Origin of the sequence: Exiguobacterium sp. s130, assembly GCF_018619055.1 — a bacterium.
Classification (GTDB): Bacteria; Bacillota; Bacilli; order Exiguobacteriales; family Exiguobacteriaceae; genus Exiguobacterium_A.
On the sequence record NZ_JACSNI010000001.1, the window covers coordinates 529,162 to 551,059 of the forward strand.

General features: G+C 45.7%; 20 protein-coding genes and 1 other annotated feature. Of the genes, 10 read left to right on the top strand and 10 right to left on the bottom strand.

Features of this window, described 5'->3' with window-relative positions:
• Window positions 1–33: 33 nt before the first annotated feature.
• Window positions 34–549, top strand: a complete 516-nt coding sequence (locus tag HZS85_RS02660) for a DUF2179 domain-containing protein (RefSeq protein WP_035406192.1) — start codon at window positions 34–36, stop codon at window positions 547–549.
• A 92-nt stretch (window positions 550–641) separates the two neighbouring features.
• Window positions 642–1,082, top strand: coding sequence for a Dps family protein (locus HZS85_RS02665; protein WP_023469073.1), 441 nt, complete (start codon window positions 642–644; stop codon window positions 1,080–1,082).
• Window positions 1,083–1,135: 53 nt separating this feature from the next.
• On the opposite strand, the gene HZS85_RS02670 is transcribed toward HZS85_RS02665, so the two are convergent.
• Window positions 1,136–2,248, bottom strand: a complete 1,113-nt coding sequence (locus HZS85_RS02670; RefSeq protein WP_035406195.1) for an aminopeptidase — start codon at window positions 2,246–2,248, stop codon at window positions 1,136–1,138.
• A 138-nt stretch (window positions 2,249–2,386) separates the two neighbouring features.
• On the opposite strand from HZS85_RS02670, the gene HZS85_RS02675 reads away from it, so the two are divergent.
• From HZS85_RS02675 to ccpA, 4 genes are all read left to right on the top strand, one after another.
• Window positions 2,387–2,956, top strand: coding sequence for a DUF948 domain-containing protein (locus tag HZS85_RS02675; RefSeq protein ID WP_035406198.1), 570 nt, complete (start codon window positions 2,387–2,389; stop codon window positions 2,954–2,956).
• Window positions 2,953–3,489, top strand: a complete 537-nt coding sequence (locus HZS85_RS02680) for a YtxH domain-containing protein (RefSeq protein ID WP_056062709.1) — start codon at window positions 2,953–2,955, stop codon at window positions 3,487–3,489. Before HZS85_RS02675 ends, HZS85_RS02680 begins: the two co-directional genes overlap by 4 nt.
• 200 nt (window positions 3,490–3,689) lie before the next feature.
• A complete protein-coding gene (locus tag HZS85_RS02685) occupies window positions 3,690–4,775 on the top strand; it encodes a bifunctional 3-deoxy-7-phosphoheptulonate synthase/chorismate mutase (protein WP_035406204.1) in 1,086 nt (361 codons plus the stop codon).
• 158 nt (window positions 4,776–4,933) lie between these two features.
• Window positions 4,934–5,944, top strand: a complete 1,011-nt coding sequence (gene ccpA, locus HZS85_RS02690; RefSeq protein ID WP_035406207.1) for a catabolite control protein A — start codon at window positions 4,934–4,936, stop codon at window positions 5,942–5,944.
• Window positions 5,945–5,997: 53 nt separating this feature from the next.
• On the opposite strand, the gene HZS85_RS02695 is transcribed toward ccpA, so the two are convergent.
• The 4 genes from HZS85_RS02695 to HZS85_RS02710 all read right to left on the bottom strand — a co-directional run bounded on the left by HZS85_RS02695 (window position 5,998) and on the right by HZS85_RS02710 (window position 9,317).
• Entirely contained in the window at window positions 5,998–6,741 is a 744-nt protein-coding gene (locus HZS85_RS02695; protein ID WP_214852789.1) for a FixH family protein, read from the bottom strand.
• Window positions 6,742–6,843: 102 nt separating this feature from the next.
• On the bottom strand, window positions 6,844–8,037 hold the full coding sequence (locus HZS85_RS02700) for an acetoin utilization protein AcuC (RefSeq protein ID WP_214852792.1): 1,194 nt from the start codon (window positions 8,035–8,037) through the stop codon (window positions 6,844–6,846).
• Window positions 8,034–8,666 carry an acetoin utilization AcuB family protein gene (locus HZS85_RS02705; protein WP_214852796.1) on the bottom strand — a complete coding sequence of 211 codons (633 nt, stop codon included), beginning with the start codon at window positions 8,664–8,666 and terminating at the stop codon, window positions 8,034–8,036. Before HZS85_RS02705 ends, HZS85_RS02700 begins: the two co-directional genes overlap by 4 nt.
• Window positions 8,667–8,684: 18 nt before the next feature.
• Complete coding sequence (locus HZS85_RS02710) at window positions 8,685–9,317, bottom strand: GNAT family N-acetyltransferase (RefSeq protein ID WP_214852799.1); 633 nt, start codon at window positions 9,315–9,317, stop codon at window positions 8,685–8,687.
• A 146-nt stretch (window positions 9,318–9,463) separates the two neighbouring features.
• Between HZS85_RS02710 and acsA the strand changes: the two genes are divergently transcribed.
• Window positions 9,464–11,167 (top strand): acetate--CoA ligase, encoded by a 1,704-nt coding sequence (acsA, locus tag HZS85_RS02715; RefSeq protein ID WP_056062704.1) that lies wholly within the window; start codon window positions 9,464–9,466, stop codon window positions 11,165–11,167.
• 47 nt (window positions 11,168–11,214) lie between these two features.
• Here the strand turns inward: acsA and HZS85_RS02720 are convergent, their stop codons facing one another.
• Complete coding sequence (locus HZS85_RS02720; protein WP_214852802.1) at window positions 11,215–13,791, bottom strand: transglycosylase domain-containing protein; 2,577 nt, start codon at window positions 13,789–13,791, stop codon at window positions 11,215–11,217.
• A gap of 148 nt (window positions 13,792–13,939) precedes the next feature.
• Window positions 13,940–14,148 (top strand) — a binding site (T-box leader).
• Window positions 14,149–14,204: 56 nt separating this feature from the next.
• Here HZS85_RS02720 and tyrS point away from each other — a divergent pair.
• On the top strand, window positions 14,205–15,452 hold the full coding sequence (tyrS, locus tag HZS85_RS02725; RefSeq protein WP_214852806.1) for a tyrosine--tRNA ligase: 1,248 nt from the start codon (window positions 14,205–14,207) through the stop codon (window positions 15,450–15,452).
• 44 nt (window positions 15,453–15,496) lie between these two features.
• Here the strand turns inward: tyrS and HZS85_RS02730 are convergent, their stop codons facing one another.
• The 3 genes from HZS85_RS02730 to HZS85_RS02740 form a co-directional block, all read right to left on the bottom strand.
• Window positions 15,497–16,024, bottom strand: coding sequence for a biotin transporter BioY (locus HZS85_RS02730; protein ID WP_214852809.1), 528 nt, complete (start codon window positions 16,022–16,024; stop codon window positions 15,497–15,499).
• A 152-nt stretch (window positions 16,025–16,176) separates the two neighbouring features.
• Entirely contained in the window at window positions 16,177–16,776 is a 600-nt protein-coding gene (gene rpsD, locus HZS85_RS02735; RefSeq protein WP_214852823.1) for a 30S ribosomal protein S4, read from the bottom strand.
• 233 nt (window positions 16,777–17,009) lie between these two features.
• Window positions 17,010–17,495: a GAF domain-containing protein gene (locus tag HZS85_RS02740; RefSeq protein ID WP_023469058.1), complete on the bottom strand. Its 486-nt coding sequence runs from the start codon at window positions 17,493–17,495 to the stop codon at window positions 17,010–17,012.
• Window positions 17,496–17,718: 223 nt separating this feature from the next.
• Between HZS85_RS02740 and ezrA the strand changes: the two genes are divergently transcribed.
• On the top strand, window positions 17,719–19,425 hold the full coding sequence (ezrA, locus tag HZS85_RS02745; RefSeq protein ID WP_214852827.1) for a septation ring formation regulator EzrA: 1,707 nt from the start codon (window positions 17,719–17,721) through the stop codon (window positions 19,423–19,425).
• 67 nt (window positions 19,426–19,492) lie between these two features.
• Window positions 19,493–21,052 carry an amidohydrolase gene (locus tag HZS85_RS02750; protein WP_214852831.1) on the top strand — a complete coding sequence of 520 codons (1,560 nt, stop codon included), beginning with the start codon at window positions 19,493–19,495 and terminating at the stop codon, window positions 21,050–21,052.
• Here HZS85_RS02750 and HZS85_RS02755 read toward each other — a convergent pair.
• Window positions 21,044–21,817, bottom strand: a complete 774-nt coding sequence (locus HZS85_RS02755; RefSeq protein WP_214852834.1) for a MerR family transcriptional regulator — start codon at window positions 21,815–21,817, stop codon at window positions 21,044–21,046. The genes HZS85_RS02750 and HZS85_RS02755 overlap by 9 nt on opposite strands.
• Window positions 21,818–21,898: the final 81 nt, after the last annotated feature.

The window sequence follows — 21,898 nt, forward strand, 5'->3', positions numbered from 1 at the left end:
TGTGTTGAAGTTATTATAGAGAGGAAAGACACCATGGGACAGATTTTACTCATCTTATTGCTCCAGTTGATTTACGTTCCTGTTTTGACATTGCGGACGATCATGCTTGTCAAAGGACGGACCGTCATTGCCGGACTCTTTGGGACGGTCGAAACATTGATTTACATTTTTGCACTAGGAATCGTGTTCCAAGACTTAACGACACTTGGTATGGTCGTTTATGCACTCGGATTCGGACTTGGTATACTCATTGGTGGATATGTCGAACGAAAACTAGCCATCGGTTACAATATGATCCAAGTACACACACAAGAATTTCCGGCAGAACTCATTCAAGTCATCCGTGATAATGGTTTCGGTGTGACGCATTATCAAGGACAAGGTCGAGACGGTGTTCGTTACCGATTAGATGTCCTTGCGGCACGAACACGTATGAAAGTGCTCCGTAACCTCGTCGAGGAGTATGAACCGAAAGCATTTCTCGTTGCCTTCGATTCCGTCGACTTCAAAGGCGGATATATGCTAAAGGGATTAAAACGTCCGCGATAATCCAATCTTCCTGAAAATGATGTTTATCCTTTGTTATTTAAGGATAAAGATGAATTAGAACGTCATTTGAAATCAGGAAAGGGGAATATCAGATGATCAGTAATCATGCAAAATCAGCTTTGAATCAACAGGTCGCAAACTATGGGGTCCTATTCGTTAAGCTCCATAACTACCATTGGTATATTAAAGGTCCAGACTTCTTGACGCTTCACGAGAAGCTTGAAGAACTCTATACATGGGTGTCTGAGCAGTATGATGTCGTTGCGGAACGTCTCTTGATGAATAACGGAACACCTTCAGCGACGCTAAAAGAATATTTAGAACAAACGACACTCGAAGAAGCAAAATCAGGTTTGTCAGCAGATGAGATGATCGATTCGGTCATTAAAGACTTCCAACAAGTCCGAAAAGAGATGCTTGATGCGATTGAACATCTTGAGGCACAAGACGTAACAGTCGAAGATGATCTGCTTGGTCAAGCGAAGGAAATCGAAAAACAAATCTGGATGCTTCGTGCGACATTGAAAAAATAAGATATAGAAAACGGATGCCCCTGTCCTATGAAGGACGAGCCATCCGCTTTTTCTTATTTCAGGTTTTCAGGATTGAGGACTTCGAGTTCAGGAAGGACGAAACGACCGTCTTTACGGATCAATACGTCGTCAAACCAGATCTCCCCACCACCGTAATCAGGGCGTTGGATGTTGACGAGATCCCAGTGAACGGATGAATCATTACCGTTGTAGGCTTCTTCGTAAGCTTGACCTGGTGTGAAGTGGAAGCTGCCGTCGATTTTCTCATCGAATAGAATATCCTTCATCGGATGTTGAATGAAGGGATTGACGCCGATTGCAAATTCGCCGACGAAACGAGAACCCGCATCTGTATCGAAGACTTGGTTGATACGATCCGTATCGTTCGCCGTCGCTTCGACAATTTTACCGTCTTTGAACGTCAGTTTGACGTTTTCAAACGTGAATCCTTGATACGGAGATGGTGTGTTATATGAGATGACACCGTTGACGGAATCTTTAACGGGTGCCGTAAAGACTTCACCGTCCGGAATATTGGCATTTCCGGCACATTTGATTGCTGGGATGTCTTTGATCGAGAACGAAAGGTCCGTTCCTGGTCCGACGAGACGAACACGATCCGTCCGGTTCATCAAATCGACGAGCGGTTCCATCGCTTGTCCCATTTTTTCGTAATCAAGCGTACAGACATCGAAGTAAAAGTCTTCGAATGCTTCTGTCGATTGATTGGCGAGTTGAGCCATCGATGCTGTCGGGAAGCGAAGGACGACCCATTTCGTTCCTTTGACGCGATCCTGTGTATGCATCTTACCAATCGTTTGACCGTACAGTTTCATTTGTTCAGCTGGTACATCCGATAGTTCATTGATATTATCACCAGCTCGTAATCCGATGTATGCATCCATTGCCTGCATCTGCTTACGTTCGATGTCTGCCATCAATTGGAGTTGCTCTTCTGAAGCATTTCGGTATAATTTTCGTAGGATACGATTATCCTTAAGTAAGACGAACGGATGACCGCCAGCCGCGTAGGCAGCTTCTACGAGTGCTTCGACTAGTTCACGTTCGATACCGAAATTTTCAATCAATACTTTTTCACCAGGTTCAAGGGCAACCGAATAGTTGATCAGATTCGTTGCCAGTTGAGTAAGACGTGGGTCACGCATGAAATTTCCCCCTCGAAATGGATGATGTAGGTTTCAATTATCATTGTAACGGAAATAAACCATTTGGAGTAGCAGGAACGACTTGCTACATGTCGAACTAACAACAAAAGACTACGCAAAAAATTGGAGGCAAGAACCATGGAAATCACATTAGGCGGAATCGCCGGATTAGTCGCTGCGATCGCATTCGTAGTACTCGTCATTTTCCTTGCCCGTGTACTAAGTGCTGCAAGTAAGACGCTGAACAATGTAGCCAACACGACAGCAGGACTTGAACGTCAATTGGACGGTATCATGATGGAGACGACAGCGTTGTTACATAAGACGAATCGTCTTGTCGATACGATTGAAGAAAAAACCGAGTTGCTTGCACCTGTTGCAAACTCGATCGAAGAGCTTGGTACGTCCTTGAATAAAGTAACAGATTCTGTCCGGACGGTATCCGATACGGTCGCTGGTGCGGCAGATACGAATAAAGACCAGATTGCACAAGCAGTCCGTTGGGGCTCAGTCGCTGTAGAATTATTCAAAAAAAATAAACCGGCAGAAACAACAGTTTCAAATCATACGACAGCGACGACGACAGTCGAGAAAAAACCACGTCGTCGATTCCGGAAAAAAGCAGAGACACCGGTTACACCGGAAGTCGTATCCGTCCCGGACGTCGAAAGCATTCCAGATGAGTTGAAAGGAGATCGTAAATCATGACGAAACAACACCCATATCAAACACAAGATTCTTCTAAAGGAGGAGGTTTCCTCGCGGGAATCATCGTTGGTGGATTGATTGGTGCCGCGGCAGCTCTCCTTTCTAGTCCGAAATCAGGTCGTGAGATGCGCGACTTAATCGACGAGCGTACGGCTCCTGCACGTCAACGTTTGACGGAACAGACGCAAGTTGTTCGCGAAAAAGCAGAACCACTCGTGGGAGAATGGATTCAACTGGCAAAAGACAAAGCAGCACCTGTCATTGAAAAAGCAAAGAATAATTCGACAGTTCAAGAAGCGGCACAATACGCTGGTTTTGAGAAAGATCAGGCAAGTATCGATGCAGCTCTCGCAGAAGCAGAACAACTTGTACGTGACATCGAGCGTGAAATTGGGGACGAAGTCGATGGCGCATCCGTGGCAGAAGAAATCGATACGGAAACGGTCGTTGATCTTTCAGAGCTACGGGAACAGTTAGCGGAAGAGCAAGAGGAAGACAATGACCCACAATCTGATGTGAATCATAAGAAATAAGAAGTGAATACGGAGCTCTCATCATGAGGGCTCTTTTTCTATGTTTCTTTATAGAGAAAACGTAGAAAAAATTATATGAAAAAACGTAATTTATTTTCATATTTTAAGAAATCATGCAGCTTCTTTATGTACAACATGGAAAGAGTTCGTTATAATTAGTTGCTATTACGAGCTATATGCTGATTAGGGAGTGGTAGGACATGGATCAACACGCAGAATTAAAAAGATTACGGGATGAACTCGATTTAGTGAATGCAGAATTATTGGAATTGATGAACCGACGTGGTCAAATTGCTGTCGAAATCGGAAAAGTCAAACGAGCACAAGGGCTTGACCGTTACGACCCTGTTCGGGAACGTCAAATGCTCGAATCAATTGCTGCTAATAACCATGGACCTTTTGAAACAGGACGCCTTCAGCATGTATTTAAAGAAATTTTCAAAGCTTCTCTTGAATTACAAGGAGAAGATCGGACTCGGAAATTACTCGTATCACGGAAACAAAAACCGACGAACACGATCATCCGAATCGGAGATGCTGTCATCGGAGATGGTTCTCAACAATTGATCGCTGGACCATGTGCGGTCGAGAGCGAGGAACAAGTATTCGAAGTCGCGGAACAACTCGCGAAACACGGCGTGAAGTTCATGCGAGGTGGGGCGTACAAACCACGCACATCACCTTACGACTTCCAAGGTCTTGGACTCGAGGGTCTAAAAATGTTGAAAAAAGCAGCGGACGCGCACGGTTTGCATGTCATCACTGAAATCATGACGCCGAGTGCGGTTGAATCTGCTTTACCATATGTCGACATTATCCAGGTTGGCGCACGCAACATGCAAAACTTCGATTTACTAAAAGAAGTCGGTCGTACAAATAAGCCGGTTCTTTTAAAACGAGGACTTGCTGCAACACTCGAGGAGTTCATGTACGCGGCTGAGTACATCATGGCAAGTGGTAACGATCAAGTCATTTTGTGTGAGCGCGGCATTCGGACATACGAACGTGCAACACGGAACACGCTTGATATCTCAGCAGTTCCAATTCTGAAGCAAGAGACACATCTTCCTGTCATGGTCGATGTGACGCATTCGACAGGACGGAAGGATCTTCTGTTGCCGACAGCGAAAGCGGCTTACGCGATCGGTGCTGATGCTGTCATGGTTGAAGTCCATCCGTTTCCGGCACTCGCACTATCTGATGCGAACCAACAACTTGATTTCCAAGAATTCGATACGTTCGTCGAAAACTTGACGACAACCTTTCCGGCACTAAACGTTCAATGATTTTCGAAAAAGGGTGACCTAAAGCGAATGAAAACGTTTTACAATAAAGGAAGAATGGGAAAAGAAAACTATCTTTTCCTGTCTTCCTTTCGTGTTGCCTAAAAATGAAAACGAAATGAAAACACTTGAGATCGATCATACTAAAGGAGGAATTTGTTTTGAATAGTAATATTACGATTTATGACGTCGCACGAGAGGCGGCGGTCTCGATGGCGACCGTATCGCGTGTCGTCAACGGGAATCCGAACGTTAAACCATCCACACGAAAGAAGGTCCAAGATGCAATCGAACAACTGGGTTACCGCCCGAACGCTGTTGCTCGTGGACTTGCAAGTAAAAAAACGACGACTGTCGGTGTCATCGTACCCGATATCTCGAACATCTTTTTTGCGGATTTAGCACGGGGGATCGAAGATGTTGCGACGATGTATAAATATAACATCATTCTTTGTAACTCCGACCAAAATCGGGAAAAAGAAATCCATTTGCTCAATACATTACTTGGAAAACAGGTTGATGGGATCATCTTCATGGGTGGACGTCTACATGAGGATCTCGTTCGTGAATTCAAGACATCACCTGTGCCCATCGTTCTCGCTGCGACACTAAATCAAGATTATGACCTTCCTGCCGTCAACATCGATTACGAAAGTGCTGCACATGACGCCGTCAAATCATTGATTGACCGTGGACATGAACGGATCGGGTTCATCACTGGTCCACTTGAACAGCAAATCAATGGTGAAAAGAAATTTGCTGGTTATCGTCGGGCGCTCGAAGAGGCAAATCTTCCGTTCAGCGAACAAAACGTCGTCCTTGGAAACTATACGTATGATTCAGGAATGAAGGCGATGAACCAGTTGCTTGAACTTGGAGAAGATTGCCCACGTGCGATTTTTGCTGGAACAGATGAGATGGCTCTTGGTGTCATCCATGCCTTACAAGATGCCGGACACCGTGTTCCAGAAGACTTCGAAGTCATCGGACACGATAATACACGTCTTGCGACGATGATTCGTCCGAAACTGACGACTGTCGTTCAGCCGATGTATGATATTGGAGCAGTCTCGATGCGTCTTTTGACAAAGATTTTGAACAAAGAAGAAATCGAAACGAACGATGTCACGTTACCACACCGAATCGAACAACGGGATTCGACACGCCCTTAATCGAAAAAGCGTCTCTTCTCTCAAGCAAGCTGCTTGAAAAAAGAGACGCTTTTTCATTTTATGACGGTGATGAGTTCATCTTGGTGATGGTGGAGTTGATCATTTTCGACGTGCAGACGCACAGTCGTCTGACCGGGGGCGTTCAATGTGACTTTTCCGCTGTATGCATCACCTTTTTTAGTTAATGGAACATAATTATGTTTTTCAATACCGGTTTCAATGACTTCGACCTGAACGTTCGCCTTTAATGGTTTTCCATCGAGAAAAACGTGAAAGGAGACAGGGAGGTCAGCACCAGCCTTTACTTTCGTCGCACCCATATAATGGACAGACAGACCATCGACGGCTTCGTGTTCATGCGATGCTTCCTCTTTTTCATGTGAATGATCCATGACGACAAAAGAGATCTTATCCATGTGATGGAGTCCTTTTTTATCATTAATATGATAGAGACCTTCGTATTCACCTTCAGCAAGTTTGGCTTCTGCTTGATAGAAACCTGTCTTTTTCAAGGTTGCTTTGAATTTTTGATGTGCCCCATCTTGTTTTCCAGCTTTCCAAACTTCAAACGTCACATCCTCAAGGTTGACGGGCTTTTTCTTTTCGACCGCGGATGCTTTAAAGACGACGGCATCTTCATCCATTGTCTTTGCTGGGATATCGACAGTGACGTCGACGGTCGGTTTTCCGGCCCCTTGCATGTTATCGTGATCCATTGCCTGCTTTTCATTCCCACACCCTGCAAGTACGATCCCTGTCGACAGAATGAGACCGGAGTAAAGCCATGCCTTTTTCATGATGATTCCCCCAACTATTCGTTTACTAAGTAAAAATTCCATATTTAGTATAGCAACAAGATGTGAACTCCGAACGAAATAAATGTGAAGATAAAAAGTCAATTAATCAGCGGAATAGGGGGAAATCGCTGTCAGTTGTTTTTTACGTTCATCGTTTACGAATGGCCAAATCAATCGTTTGACGGTCTCCCAATTTTTTTCTTCAATTTCAGGACGTCTTGGAATTGCGGGATAAAGTGGTGACGGATCATGCCAGTGCGTGGGTGGCGCTATTTCCTGTCCGCCCCATCGTTCTTGCCATGCAATTGGAATTTCCCCGTGAAAAGGATCTTGTCCTGTCATGGCAGCAAAAACCTGACTCCACGCGCGAGGAACGACACGATACCAATCATAACCACCGCCGCCTAAAGCAACGATTTTTCCATCTGTATACTTTTCTGCCGCAGCCACAGCGATTTGAGGAATCTTTTCATAACTTTTCATCGTTAAGGATAGATGCGTCAATGGGTCAAGCACGTGCGCATCAGCGCCATTTTGTGTGATGATGAGATCCGGTTGAAACAACTCGCATGCCTCAAAGAGTGCCGTCTCATAAGCAAGTAAAAACGAATCGTCTTCCGTAAAAGCATCCAGTGGTACATTCCAGCTAAAACCGTATCCTTCTTCAGATCCTCTCTCCGTTACCATCCCCGTTCCTGGAAATAAGTAGCGACCTGTTTCATGGAGAGATAGTGTCATGACATCATTTCGATTATAAAAGGCCCATTGCACACCATCCCCGTGGTGAGCATCCGTATCGACATAAAGGATTTTACAGTGATATTTTTCAATCATCGCCGCCATGGCGACAGCCGTATCGTTATAGACACAAAACCCTGAAGCACGTCCGCGGAACCCGTGATGTAATCCACCGCCGATATGAAAGGTGCGTTTATACTGACCAGATAAGACGAGGTCACATGCTTCAATCGTTCCGCCGACAAGGAGGGAAGCACCCGAATGCATGCCTTGAAACAAGGGAGTATCTTCCGTACCAAGACCGTACATCTGTGCCTTGAGTGGTGATAATACTCCGGTTCCGGCTGCTTTGACAGCAGCAATATAATCCTGATCATGAACGAGTGCCAATTCTTCATCGGTCGCATGACGTGGGGCGATACAAGGGATGTCATCTAATTGATGCATCGATTCAAGCAAGGAAATGGTTAATTCGAGACGGATTGGGTTAAAAGGGTGGGTCTCGGAAAATCGATAGGTTGCTTCTTCAGGACTATACAGATAAGCAAAATCCTTCATCTGCTCACATCCGGTCCAAGTACATCGAATCCTTCTTTGCGTAACTTCTCGATGATCCGAATTGGATTCATCGTCTGAACACGAAACGCAACGATCCGGACATACGGATCGTCTGTTGGATACACGAGTACATTTAAAATATTAATATTCGTTTTAGCAAGCAGTGCGGAAATCTTCGCTAATGTACCTGCTGTATTCTCGACACGGATCTCGATTTGGGAACTTGGTTCGAGTGCACCCGTCAACTGAACGAATGTCCGTAACAGATCCGTTTCCGTGACGATACCGACAAGACGTCGACCGCGAACGATTGGCAAGCAGGATAAGCGATATTCATAAAACAGCACAGCAGCATCTTCTAGAAAATCAAGCGGATGGGCCGTGACAGGGCTTTCGATCATAATGCTTGAAACGGGATACTGTAGGTCTTGTTTTGCTGTGTCCGGATGAAAGATGCTACTCGCACTTTGAATTTCCTTTAGTCCGACAAGACCGACGAGTTCATGACGGACATTAACGACGAGAATATGACGAATCTGATGACGTTGCATGAGTTCAACCGCATGCGCGATGGAATTCGTCGGTTGCATCGTGATGCACGTCGTATTCATGATTTGTTCGATTAACATGACGATTCCTCCTCGAGCTCAGTCATACATGAAGCGTCTTCTCAAGCGTAGCGCATCAAAATGAGCGATGACTTCAGGTGAGACGTGTTTTCCGATACGTGCCATCAGGCAGTTAGCAGGGTGGGAGGCGATTTCCGGATCATCGGTCGGGAAAAAGACAAGACCACCATGATTCATCATCTTCTCCATGATCTTCCGGTAATCCCACACCGATAGTCCACTCCCTTTTAAGTCCCAATGCCAATAATATTCAGTCGTTAGAATTAAATAATGTTCCATGGCAGGATCCAGCATGGAGATTTCAAGCAATTTTTTACCAATCTGTTGTCCGCGGAACCGAGAGGAGACTTCAATCGCCCCGAGTTCCAAGATGTACGGATTGTTTCCCTCACTCCATGTTTCATAGGGATCAGGATATAAGTAAGTCACATAACCGATGATTTCCGTTCCTTGACGAGCGACGATGATCCGTCCTTCTTCAAGGTCCGCAATCTCAACGAGCGCTTGATGTTGTTCAGCGGGTGGACGAAAAGCCGTTAACCCTGAATCGAGTGTATACGTTGCTAGTGTTTGACTCGGTACGGGACCTTCGATGTCAACAGGACCGAGTGATGTTTCATGCGTCCGATGATTGAATTGTTTTTCAAACATGTAAGCGTCACCACCTTCCTATTCATTATAGACGAAAGCGCTTGAGTAAAGAGAGGGATTTTTTAACAAATTGACGGCAAATGGATTGAACTGACGGATAACTAGCTTATAATAAAGAGGAAAACATAGAAGGGGAGGAACGAGACATGAAAGTTTTGAAAGCGCTTCCGGGGAAGCATTGGTTAGCAGAGTATGATGAAACGAACACGTACGACTGGAAAGATGCTGAGCAGTACTTTTCATGGGCGACAACGGGGAAAGTCAACATGGCCTATGAAGCAATCGACCGCCACGCAGAAGGCGAGCGGGCGAACAAGGATGCGCTGATCTATTTCGATGGAATGACGGAACAACGATTCACCTATGCAGACATGAAACGATTGACGAATAAAGCGGCAAACGTATTAGTCGATGCAGGAGTCAAAACGGGTGACCGGATTTTCATCTTCATGCCACGCTCACCAGAACTGTACTTTGCCCTACTTGGTGCACTGAAAGTAGGGGCGATCGTCGGTCCGTTGTTTGAAGCATTCATGGAACAAGCTGTTCGTGATCGTTTAGTTGACTCTGAAGCGAAACTACTCGTGACAACGAAAGCGTTGCTCCCGCGTGTTCCAGTTGGGGAACTGGAATCACTTGAAAAAGTAGTACTCGTTGATGAAGGCGTTGAAGAATCAGAAACATTACTTGATTTCCGGAAAGCGTTCAAGCAAGCATCCGATGTATTTGAACCGGTCTGGTTGGATCGTGAAGACGGATTGATCTTGCACTATACTTCAGGATCGACAGGGAAGCCAAAAGGTGTCCTCCATGTTCAAAATGCGATGATTCAGCATTTAATGACAGGACGTTGGGTACTCGATCTACAAGAAGACGATGTCTACTGGTGCACGGCTGATCCAGGGTGGGTCACAGGAACAAGTTACGGTATCTTCGCACCGTTCTTAAATGGGGCAACGAACGTCGTTGTCGGTGGACGTTTCAATCCAGATTTCTGGTATAGCGTTATCGAGAAGTATAACGTAACGGTCTGGTATAGCGCGCCAACTGCTTTCCGGATGTTAATGGGAGCGGGGGCGGACGTCGCGAATCACCATGATCTTTCAAGTCTTCGTCATGTGTTGTCTGTCGGAGAACCATTGAATCCAGAAGTTATTCGTTGGGGAAAAGAAGCATTTGACCAACGCATTCATGATACATGGTGGATGACAGAAACGGGTGCGATGATGATTTGTAACTACAAGTCGATGGACATCAAACCGGGATCGATGGGGAAACCAATTCCAGGAACCCAAGCTGCGATCATTGATGATCAAGGAAACGAGTTACCACCGTTCCGGATGGGTAACCTTGCCTTGAAAACACCATGGCCATCGATGATGCGTCAAATTTGGAACAACCCACAAAAATATGAATCCTATTTCTTTAAAGGATGGTATGTGTCAGGCGATTCTGCCTATATGGACGATGAAGGCTATTTCTGGTTCCAGGGGCGTGTCGATGATGTCATCATGACGGCTGGAGAACGGGTTGGTCCGTTTGAAGTTGAAAGCCGTCTCGTTGAGCACCCAGCAGTCGCGGAAGCCGGAGTCATCGGGAAACCAGACCCGGTGCGAGGCGAAATCATTAAGGCATTCATTGCCTTACGTGATGGTTATGAGCCAACGGATGAATTAAAACAAGAAATCCAAGCATTCGTCAAGGAAGGTCTAGCTGCTCACGCGGCCCCAAGAGAAATTGATTTCCGAGATAAGTTGCCGAAGACACGAAGTGGTAAAATCATGCGCCGTGTCCTGAAAGCATGGGAGTTGAACTTGGAAACGGGCGATTTATCGACGATGGAGGATTGAACATGAAAAAAGGATGAATCACCGAAACAGGTGATTCATCCTTTTTGTTAGTTTTCAGAAGCAGCATCTTTTTTCTTTTCATCTTGTTTCTTTTGTTGCTCTTGCTGTTTCTTTTGTTGCTCTTGCTGTTTCTTCGCATCTGCCTCTTTTTTCTTAGCGTCCGCTTCAGCTTTCTTTTTTGCATCGGCTTCGGCTTTTGCTTTTGCGTCGGCTTTTGCTTTTGCATCAGCTTCAGCTTTTGCATCGGCAGCACGTTTTGCGTCATCTGCTGCTTTTTTCTTTGCCTCAGCATCTGCTTTTTCTTTAGCTTGATCTTGTTGTTTTTGTTGATCTTCTTTCTTCTGTGCGTCTTCCTCTTTTTTCTTTTCTTCTACTTCTTTCTGTTTCTTCGCTTCTGCTTTTTTCTTTGCTTCTTCTGCTTTTTTCTTCTTATCTTCTTCTTTGAAGCGACCACTGTTTTGGAAGTCATTTGCTGTTACAGAAGATGGTTGCGTGAAGCGGGCGCCAGATTTGAAGTAACTGCTGTTCGCACCATACGATGCATTCGCCATCTGTGACCAGAGCGTCTGCGTACGTTGGTAGTACGTTGACGGACCGATAAGTGAGTTGTTCTGGTCGTGTCCTGTCCAGACGGCAAGGGTTACGCCAGGAGTAGAACCAACAAGATAAGAGTCTTTGACATCGTTGGTCGTACCCGTCTTACCAGCCCAATCTCCCGGTACGTTCAGTCTAGCTTTAGCGAACGTCGCTGTACCTTTCGTGAAGACACCACGCATCATATCAAGTGTCAGGTAAGCTGTTCGTGGTTCATAGATCCGTTTTTTCTTCGGTTTTGCTTTATAGATATCTTTTCCGTCTTTCGTAATTTTCGAGATGATGTACGGTTGGACGAATTCACCATAGTTGGCAAGTGTCGCGTAAGCACCTGCGAGTTCGACAGGTGTGATTTCCATCGTTCCGAGTGCCGCAGAAGGGGCATAACGGATCGCATCAGGTACTTCAACTCCCATATCGACGAGTTTTTGAATCGAATTCGACATGTTCATCTTCTCGTAAATCTTAACGGCCGGTACGTTCAATGATAGTTCTAATGCCGTACGAACCGTTACATTACCACGGTAACGTCCACCTTCGTTCTTGATCGGACGGTCGCCAGGTTGACGTGGTACAGTCTGGTAGTAGTACTCTTCATCATTAACGGTAGACCCTGGTGTGATCAAGCGATTTTCAATCCCGTTCGAGTAAACGAGGATTGGTTTTGCTGTTGACCCGATTTGACGTTTGGCTTGGAATGCCCGGTTGAAATCGTCAGCTTTTCCATCGATATACCGTCCGCCGACGAATCCGAGGATACGTCCCGTTTCATTTTGAACCATGACTGCTGCTGTTTCTTCTGGATCCTGTTTCGAAACGCTTTTTTTCGTTTTTGGATCGACGACTTGTTTGTATTGCATGCTTCCTGGGAAGTTCGCACTGTTCTTCGCAGGTTGTTGCATCGCTTCATGAATTTTTTTATCAAGTGTCAAGTGAACTTTGTAGCCGCCTTGGCGCAGTGCAACAAGTGCTTGATCTTGATAGTTGGCACGCACTTCTGCCAGTTCAGACGGTTTCACTTCATCTTCCTTCACGCCATCTTGTTTCATCAGATACTTCGTCATGATTTTCGTCGCTTCACGTTCGGCTAAATCGTAGACATACGGATACGTATCACGAGAACGTTTTGATTGTTTCGCGAAATCTTTCGTAATATCATGCTTAATTGCTTTTTCGTACTGTTCCTTCGTGATGTTTTTCGCGACATACATCCGCTTCAATACTGTTTTCATCCGGTTGACACTTGGCGTCAAGTCCTTTTTGACGACGCCACCTTGAAGGTAAGGGGTGTAGTAATAAGGGTTTTTAGGAATCCCAGCGAGAAAAGCTGCTTGTGGTAACGTCAGTTTTTTCGCGGATTTGTTGAAAACTCCTTGTGATGCAGCCTCGATCCCCGCGATGTTACGACCGAGTGAATTGCGACCGAATGAGACGACATTCAAGTACGCTTGTAAAATTTCATCTTTTGACATCGCGTTTTCAAGGCGCAATGCTAAAAGAATTTCTTTCGCTTTCCGTTCGAATGAGACTTCGTTCGTCAAGATTTGGTTTTTGATTAATTGTTGTGTTAGCGTACTTCCGCCTGTGCGCGACGCAGAATTCGTTAGTTCTTGTAGAACTGCTCGTAATGTCGCTTTTGGAACGACACCATCGTGTTGATAGAAGTCTACATCTTCCGTTGATAAAAGCGCATCGATCAAGTAAGGAGAAATCTTCTTGATATCGACAGGCTGACGTTCTTCATCTGTTGAGATGTTCGTCAGCTTTTCACCACTTCCCCAATAAATTTGGCTTGTGACGGCATAGCTGTTGACTTGTTGTTTCATCTCAGTCAATGGTGGTGCTTTTGTGTCCTTGACGAGCGAAGCGAAATAGCCGCCCGCTGCACCAACAGAAAAACTACCGACGAGTAAGACAGCTATGATGAGGAACAAAATGATGTTCCATGAAACATCATATGTGATATTTGACCAGTGCCGAACGGCTTTCGTCCGGGGATGATTCCAAAACTTGAACCAGTTCTCGCGCATAAATGATCTCCTTTGCATCTTAAACTTAGGTGTAAATTAATATTAAATCACAGATAGACGTATTATACCATAAATCTACTAATGAAATCGGACTTGACAGCGGATTCGCCTTCGACGTATCATGAAACCATCTTATTTTCGTATATTGCGCTAAACCATGATCGGAATATAGTAGTAAGTCACTCCCTGTGACAGAGACCTAGTGGTGCTGCGAACTAGGACACAGTGAACTTATGAATTACGCTTCCAGGAGTTTCTTGAGAAATCAAGCGGTCCGTCCCGTTATCGACGAACCAAGTGGTCCTTTTACACAAAAGGACAATTAGGGTGGTACCACGGAAATATTCCGTCCCTTCGTTTTAGACGAAGGGACGGTTTTTTTTTGTTAATAGTGAACTTTAGGAGGAGAAACAATGACGTTATTAGAAGATTTAGAATTTCGCGGGTTAATTAACCAAATGACAGATGAAGAAGGGCTGAAAACATTACTCGAGAATCCGACGACGCTTTACACAGGCTTCGATCCAACAGCAGATTCACTTCACATCGGACACTTGTTGCCGATTTTAGTCTTAAAACGATTCCAACAAGCGGGTCACCATGTCGTAGGTCTCGTTGGAGGGGCAACTGGGATGATTGGGGATCCGAGTGGTCGTGCAACGGAACGGTCATTGAACACATCGGATATCGTCGAAGAGTTCGCGAATCGGATTAAAGATCAACTGTCACGTTTCTTACCACTTGAAGGTGAAAACCCGGTCACGATCGCCAATAACTTAGACTGGACGAAAGATTTGACAATCATCGATTTCTTACGTGATATCGGAAAACACTTCCCGGTCAGCTACATGCTTGCGAAGGACTCTGTTGATTCACGTCTTCAAAACGGTATCTCATTCACTGAGTTCTCATACATGTTACTTCAATCGTTTGACTTCTTGAAACTTTACGAAGACAAAGGATGCCGTCTTCAAGTAGGAGGTAGTGATCAGTGGGGGAACATCACAGCAGGAATGGAGCTGATTCGTCGTGCTGGTCATGAAGAAAAAGCATTTGGATTGACAGTACCGCTCGTTACGAAAGCGGATGGTCAGAAATTCGGTAAGACAGCTGGCGGTGCGGTCTGGTTAGATGCTGATAAAACGTCACCGTACGAGTTCTACCAGTTCTGGTTCAATGTAGACGATCTCGACGTCATCAAGTTCTTAAAATACTTCACGTTCTTGACGCACGAAGAACTCGATGCACTTGCAGAAGAAGTCAAGGCAGCACCAGAGAAGCGCGTCGCACAACGTCGTCTTGCAGAAGAAATGACGGTTCTCGTCCACGGTGAAGAAGGTCTGACACAAGCACAACGTATTACGACGGCACTCTTTAGCGGAGATATTAAATCGTTGCAAGTCGAAGATATCGAAGATGCGTTTAAAGGAATGCCGCGCTTTACACTCGGCGAAGCGAAGAACCTGGTCGATGTTCTCGTTGAGGCGAAGATCAGTCCGTCAAAACGTCAAGCACGTGAAGACGTCACGAACGGTGCGATCTACCTGAACGGAGAACGCGAGCAAGACTTAACGAAAGAAATCACTGAATCAGATGCAATCGGTCGCTTTACGATCGTACGTCGCGGAAAGAAAAAATACTTCGTCGTCGAGCATGCTTGATGATAAACGAAACGCTCCCTGCACATAGATGCAGAGAGCGTTTTTTAAGCTGTCCGGAATAAGCGGAGTGGTAACAAACGAACGGCGATCGTCGTGGCAATGACGGCCTTGATCGTATCCCATAGGATGAAGGGGTAGTTGATCGCAAAAGCATCTTTAAACGACAGATCGAGTACAGCCATCAGACCAAATGTCCCGAGCAAGTAGACTAAACCAAGTCCGAAGACGATCATTCCAATAAAGAGTGGCACGAAGCGACGCGTTTTTTCAGCGACGAGACCGATGAAGAAGCCGGCAATCGGAAAGGCAATCAAATAACCGGCAGTTGGTCCGACAAACGGAGCAAGTCCACCTTTTCCGCCGAGAACAGGGAGACCAGCAGCTGCGAGCAATAAGAAGATCAAGACAGCAAGTCCACCGCGTTTTCCACCGAGAATGGCACTGACCGTCATGATGGCGAGCATCTGGAGTGTGATTGGAACAGCACCGACGAGTTGGATTTGTGGCATAGAACTGACGGCTGCAATGATGGCAGCACCGAGGGCGATGAACGTTAAATCTCTTGTTTTCATGAATGAAGTCCTCTTTTCTATTTGTGTTAACTATGTATATTTATAGGTTAACACAAATGGATGGAAGCCGTCACTATTTTCTTAAGACCAGGTATACATTTTAGTCATAGGTATAAAAAAGCACCCACCGAAGTGGGTGCTGGAACAATCGATTAACGTGAGTAGTACTCGACGACGAGTTGTTCTTGGATTTGATCGTTCAATTCAGAACGCTCAGGAAGACGGACGAACGTTCCTTCGAGCTTCTCAGCATCGAAAGTAACGAAGTCTTTAGTTGCTGGAGCAACTTCGAGTGCTTCTTTGATAACGACAAAGTTCTTCGATTTTTCGCGAACTGAGATCGTTTGACCTGGTTTCACGCGGAATGATGGGATATCAACGCGTTGTCCATCAACTTGGATGTGACCGTGGTTGACGAGCTGACGAGCAGCGCGACGTGTACGAGCCATACCCATACGGTAAACGACGTTATCAAGACGTGCTTCAAGTAAGAACATGAAGTTCTCACCGTGGATACCAGGCATTTTGCCAGCATCGTTGAAGATACGGTTGAATTGGCGTTCGTTTACTCCGTACATGTGACGAAGTGTTTGCTTCGCTTGAAGTTGAAGACCGTACTCAGACATTTTACGACGGCTGTTACCGTGTTGACCTGGTGCGTAAGGGCGTTTTGCGATTTCTTTTCCTGTTTCAGTAAGTGAGATACCGAGACGACGTGAGAGTTTCCAAGCTGGACCTGTATAGCGAGCCATAATAAGACTCCTCCTTATTGTTCGTTATTATTTGCATAAAAATAATAACGCCATCAAACCCACGTTACGCCCATTTCATGATGTGGCACCCTCGCTTGATAGCAAAGTTACACGATGCCCCTCCGGTTATTCACCGAGTCATGAAATGTGATACGTAAGCGATTTGACCGCTATCGTTATCATTTCTGCACTTTTACAAGTATACGGTGTGGACAATCGACTGTCAATCAGAATTACAGATGACGAAGCAGCGTCGTACAGAATGCTTCTAAACCAGCTTGATCGACTTCATCGAAACGGTTGAATTCTGGGCTGTCGATATCGAGGACGCCGATCGTTTGGCCGTCTTTGACGAGTGGAATGACGATTTCAGAATTCGATGCCGCGTCACATGCGATGTGACCTGGGAATTGATGAACGTCTTCGATGCGTTGTGTCGTCTGTTCTGCTGCGGACGTTCCGCAAACACCACGACCGAATGGAATACGGACGCATGCTGGAAGTCCTTGGAATGGTCCGAGGACGAGTTGGTTTTGCTCGGTATCCGTCAAATAAAAACCGACCCAGTTGATACGGTCAAGGAACTGATTGAGTAACGCGCTCGCATTCGATAAGTTCGCGACTTGATTGTCTTCTCCCATTAATAAAGCATCCAGTTGTTTTGATAGCATGTCATATTGTTTCGTCCGGTCACCTTCATATGTCTTTGTTTCGAACATAATAAAAATTCCTCCCGTGAAAAGCGTATTTTTTTTAGTTTAACGAGTTTTCGTGTAGCTGACAAACAATTGATTTTTGGAAAAAGGATTCAAAACAGCGGAAGAAATCAGGAAAAGCCTTTGTAAATCTATGCAAAACGGTTGCGCTATACTATTATAAGGATAAGATTATTGCGATTTAGAGAAAATCTAAAGTCGTACGACAGAGTGGAGGTCGTGACAAATGTGGGCATGGGTGATCGGAGTCATCGTCATCGTATTACTCGTCATGCTATTCAGCATGATCAGTCGAAAAAAATACTACACGAAAATCGATGAACTTGATATGCGCAAGCAAGGCATCGTCAGTGCATCGATTCCGAAGGAGTTGCAGGACTTAAAGCAACTACCGATGGCGGGTGAGACGGAGACGAAGTTCAGCTCCTGGCATCAAGCGTGGGAAGAGTTGTTAACGGTCCACGTCGCCCAAATCGATGAAACCCTTTACCGAGCGGAAGAAGCGCTCGATAAATACCGGTTCATCGCCGTCAAGAATGACCTTGAAGTAACGGAACAATTGATTGCGGAACTCGAAGGATTGATCGATGAGATGCTCGTCGAGATGTCGACGTTCAAAACGAATCAATCGGTTCTAGCAGAGTTGAAAGCGCAAGGGGAAGCCGATTCAGGGCAAGTTCGGAAATCGTTATTGATCCAAGCGAACTCATTCGGTCCGGCGCTCGCGCGTCTGGAAGAACGAAGTGAACAAATCGACGCGCACTGGAATGAGATGTGTCAGTACGAAGCTTCGGGTGAAGTGACGAAGGCGTATGAAACAAGCTTGTTACTCGAGCAAGAAGTAGCGACGACACGTCACCTTGTCGAGCTCGTACCGAAACAATGGAAGATTCTCGCTCATGAATTGCGTCAACGGATTGATCAGCTCGGAGCGGGTTATAAGGAAATGTCGTTAGATGGGTATCCACTTGAGCCCCTCGGTCTTCAATCTGAGATCAAACGGTTCGAGGAACAACGTTTAAGTCTTGCTGAAAAAATCGAGAGACTTGAAGTCGATGGTTTGGAAGAGGCGATTCAACAGTTATCAGCCGACGTTGATCAAATGTACGATACGTTCCGTCGTGAAGTTGATGCACGTCATCAAGTAAAAAAAGAAAATCAATCCTTGAAACAAAAAGCATTACGGATGCGCGAACGGATTCATCAGTTAGCACAAGAGTTCAGCATTTTACGTGAAAAGTATGAAATCTCAGCAGATCTTGGAATTCACTACGAAACGATCCAACGTGACGAAGAGCTACTATTTGAAGCGGCAAAAGATCTCGATGAGTCGATTGCTGGGAAAATCATTCCGTTCAGTATGCTCGAAGATCAAATGCGCGATGCGATTCGCTTAGAGGAACAGTTGATGATTCAGTACGAACGCTTTACGGTCGAACTTCAAGCGCTTCGAAAAGAAGAGACAGAAGTGCGCGAACGGATCGTCGAATGGCGTCATCAGCTCTCGCAAACACGTCTTCGTCTGAAACGACTTGGATTACCGAACTTACCAACGGAAGTCGAAGAAGCACTACGTAATGCGAATCGTTCGCTACAGACGCTTGAGACACGGCTCGAAGAGTTACCGTTTAATGTCCGATCGATCGTTGCACAAAGTCAAGACGTCCAAGAAACGTTTAAACATGTGCAAGAACGGTTAGATACATTAGTGTTCGAAGTCACGTATGCCGAACGGCTCGTCCAGTATGCGAACCGATACCGTCGCCACGACAATGAGATACATATGTCGCTGACGATCGCGGAAACGAAGTTCTTAGCGGGAGACTATGAACGTACGATCATCTTAGCGGAACGTGTCCTAAATGAATACGATCCGGACGCGATCGATCGCATTAAACGATCGTGTGCACCAGAGGAAACGTTGCACGTTTAAATCAGGATCGACAATTCAGGGTGACCGTCATGGTCACCCTATTTTTGTAAAAAGAGGAGTGAGTAGAATGGGAACACTATACGTAAACGGATTGATTCGGACGATGGCACATGAAGAGGACGTCCATTCAGCGATGTTCGTCGAGAAGACGCGGATCATCGCAATGGGGGAGGAAGGAAAACTACGTCGACGTTTCGGTAGACGTATTGAACAGATTCAAGACTTGAACGGAAAAGCTGTTTATCCAGCCTTCACAGACGCACATATTCATCTGATTGGCTACGGGGAAGCGATCAACCGTGTCGATGCCTCGCGTTATACGACGCTTGAAGCATTAGGACAAGCTTTCCTCAAGGCAGAACCAATCAATGGGATTCACGTGGCGGAAGGATATGACGAAACGAAACTTGACCGTGCGCCGACAAAAGCATGGCTGAATCAGTTGTTCCCGGACGTTCCTGCCTTATTAAAACGGACGGACCGGCATACCGCACTTGTCAACGATGTTTTATTCCAACAGCTCGGCTATAAAGCATCGACTGTCATCGATGGTGGAAAGATCGGCTTATCGGATAACGGCGAAGCTGACGGATTTTTGTACGATGCGGCGCTTGAACCTTTGTATGCGTTACAAGCTGGAAACTTAGAGCGAAACAAATCGTCACTCCGGTCAGCAATTAAGAACTTATATCAATACGGCATCATTGCGGCACACACAGAAGATTTATCGTATCACGGAGATGTCGCGGAAATCCTCCAAGCATATAAAGAAGTGACAGAAGAGACAGGCTTCCATACACATCTACTCGTTCATCATCTTGTCATCGATGAGTTCGTGCAACAGCAACCAATTTTGCCATCAACGATGTCAATTGGTGCGATGAAACTATTCGTCGACGGTGCACTCGGAGGACGGACAGCTCTACTTGGTCGTGGTTATTCTGATGATCCGACGACACGTGGCATCGAAGTGCATACGCCAGAACAACTCGAACAACTCGTCAAGCGTGCACGTAGTTACGGGTTCACAGTTGCGGCACATGTCATCGGTGACTTAGCGATTGAACGATTCGTACAGGTGCTCGAGAAATATCCAGCACCAAAAGGCAAGCGGGATCGGATCATTCATGCGACGGTCGTTCGACCAGAAACGCTTGCACGAATTCGGAAGTTACCGGTCTTGATTGACGTTCAACCGGTCTTTTTACTGGATGACGCAGACTTCATCGTCGATCGACTCGGATTGAACCGCTTAGACTGGAGTTATCGTTTACGTTCGTTAGCTGAGACCGGCGCATTATTATGCGGTGGGGCAGATGCACCGATCTCTGACCCCGATGTCCGGCGTTCCCTGTATGCAGCGACGGAAGGAACAGCGGGACGTGTCAATAAGGCGAATGAGACGTTATCGATGTACGAAGCCTTGTTACTCTTTACGAAAAATCCACATCTCGCGACCGAGACACATGGACGCAAAGGATTACTCCTACCAGGATACGATGCCGATTTCGTCATCTTTGAAGAAGACTTCTATCGCTTGCGTGGGGAAGCCATCTTGAATAACCGTTTAGTGGAGACTGTCCAAGCTGGTAAAACCGTCTATCAGGCAGAAGCAGCCTTAATTTGATGTTGCTTCTGCATAGTGCGAAATAGCTTCCGAATAGAAAGAAGATAGTCCAGGTGCATACGCATCGTAGTAGGCACGAAACCGGTCGTCGGACACATACATCTGGCCGAGTGAGGCAAAAATAGATAACTCACATGGATAATAGTACGTATCGATGAAGTCATGTTGTTCTTTCACGATTTGTTGAACGTCTGGATCTGTCGCCTTGTGCCCGTCGCGGTAGAGGGTCGTCAAGCGCTGATCGAGTTGCTTATGCATGGCGCTCAGTTGTTCTTTCTCATTCGGGGTACGTTGTTTTTGTCTTTTTGCACTGATTCGATAGGCGTCGGTGTCACCGTAGTGTTGTTGGACTTCATCTGCATGTTGTTTTTCGTGCATGACGATCTCTTCGTGACGTAAACCGCGGAATAATTGTTCATCTTTCATGGGGAGTCCTCCTATTAAAGTGAGTAATGTTTGTTCAGCGAGTTGAGCGAGCATCTGATAATGCGAAGCTTTTTCTTGAAGTAGTACAATTTGTTTTTTCAATATCATCGTGTGATGACTGGAGTCAGATTGTGTAAGTAATCTTTGGATTTCTGACAGCGGAAAATCAAGAGAGCGATAGAGAAGGATTTGTTGTAAACGTAAAAGATCCTCACTGCTATAATATCGGTGACCGGCATCGTTGCGCTTTGGCACAAGGAGACCGAATGTCTCATAATGATAAAGCGTTCGTTTTGTGACTCCGGTAAGTTTGGCGATTTCCTGAGTGGAATACATCATCTGTGTACCTCCTTTGATTGGAGTATAAGGGGTGACGTAACGGAAGACGCAATAAAAAAATCTGCCTCTTCAGGGCAGATT